Here is a 1,614-nt window from a genome sequence, read left to right as displayed (position 1 = left end):
CTCGTCGGCCTGGAGTCCGTGGCCCGCCGCCGCGCCGGGACGCTCTCCCTCGGCATGGGGCAGCGGCTCGGCATCGCCGGAGCGCTGCTCGGCGACCCGGCGGTGCTGATGTTCGACGAGCCGGTGAACGGCCTCGACCCCGACGGCGTGCTGTGGATGCGGCGGCTCATGCGGTCGCTCGCCGCCGAGGGCCGCACGGTGTTCGTCTCCAGTCACCTGATGAGCGAGATGCAGCTGACCGCCGACCGGCTGGTGGTGATCGGGCGGGGCCGGCTGCTGGCGGACGCCCCGATGGGCGAGGTCGTCGCGTCCGGCACGCGCGTCCGGGTGCGCAGCCCGCGCGCCCGCGAGCTGGCCGCCCGCCTCGCCGCCGCCGGCCTGGCGGTGGACGTCGGGCCGGACGGGGAGCTGACCGTGTCAGACGCGTCCGCCGAGCGGGTCGGGCTGCTGGCGCACGAGGCCGGGATACCGCTGTTCGAGCTGAGCGTCCGGCAGCGGTCGCTGGAGGAGGCGTACATGGAGCTGACCGGTGCGAGCGTCGAGTTCGGCGTGGCCGAGCCCCGGACGGAGGTGCGGGCATGAGGAACGCGGTCGCCTCGGAATGGACGAAGCTCTGGTCGCTGCGCTCCACCTGGTGGGCGCTGGCGTTCTCGGTGGGGCTGATGGCGGTGGTGACGTTCAGCATCGGGACCTCGGTCGCCGACGCCAACACCCACCCCGGTCGGGGCAACCCGCAGGGGGTCGTCTCGGTGAGCTCCACCGCGATCGGTGCGGTCGATCTGGTGCAGTTCCTCCCGGTCGCCATCGCCATCCTGATGATGACGAGCGAGTACGCGTCCGGGACGATCCGGACGACGCTGACCTGGGTGCCCTTGCGCGGCCGGGTGCTGGCCGCGAAGGCGCTGGTCATCACGGCCGTGGTGGTCCCGCTCGGGGTGGTGCTCGGCGTGACGGGCACGGCCGCCGCGGCCCTGGGCATCGGCGAATGGGGCCGCTTCTCCCTGGCCGACGCCACGTCCGACACCCTGGCGTTCGCCCTCTACCTCGGCTTCGTCTGCGTCTTCGCCCTCGGCCTCGCGGCCCTGCTCCGCAGCACGGCGGGCACGCTGACCACGGCGTTCCTCGGCCTGCTCGCCCTGCCGATGCTGCTCCTCGGCCCGGCGGCGACGCGTCCGCTGGCCGAGTCGCTGCCGAGCAGCGCCGGCCGGACGTTCATGGGCATCGCCGAGGACCCTCCCTACCGGGGCTCGGTCGGGCTGCTCGTCCTGGTCGCGTGGACGGTCGCGGCCGTCGTGGTCGGCCGGTTCGTCCTGGCACGCCGGGACGCGTGAGGGCGAGGGCGCGAGCACGGCTTAGCGTGGTCCGCCGGGACGTTCCGGAACAACGGGGTCGGCAGGGTCGTTCACCATGCCGGCCTCGTAGGCGATGATCGCCGCCTGCACCCGGTTCCGGACGTCCAGGCGGGCCAGCACCGCGCTCACGTACGCCTTCACCGTGCCCTCCACGATGTGCAGCCGCGCCGCGATCTCCGCGTTGGACAGGCCCGCGCCGACCAGCGCCAGCACCTCGGTCTCGCGCGGCGACAGCACGGCGGTCCGCCGCCGGGCCGCCGCG

The 1,614-nt window shown here is 74.3% G+C and carries 3 protein-coding genes; 2 read left to right on the top strand and 1 reads right to left on the bottom strand.

Annotated elements, in window-relative coordinates:
- The coding region (locus AB0J52_RS39655; RefSeq protein ID WP_500188280.1) for a DUF8746 domain-containing protein at nucleotides 1-582 on the top strand (582 nt) is incomplete at its 5' end.
- Entirely contained in the window at nucleotides 579-1,331 is a 753-nt protein-coding gene (locus AB0J52_RS39650; RefSeq protein ID WP_500188279.1) for a hypothetical protein, read from the top strand. The genes AB0J52_RS39655 and AB0J52_RS39650, both read left to right, overlap by 4 nt.
- Before the next feature lie 21 nt (nucleotides 1,332-1,352).
- Here the strand turns inward: AB0J52_RS39650 and AB0J52_RS39645 are convergent.
- A partial coding sequence (locus AB0J52_RS39645; protein WP_500188277.1) for a response regulator transcription factor occupies nucleotides 1,353-1,614 on the bottom strand: 262 nt, incomplete at its 5' end.

It is taken from the genome of Spirillospora sp. NPDC049652 (assembly GCF_040675125.1).
GTDB lineage: Bacteria > Actinomycetota > Actinomycetes > Streptosporangiales > Streptosporangiaceae > Spirillospora.
This window is presented reverse-complemented; position numbering and strand designations above follow the sequence as displayed.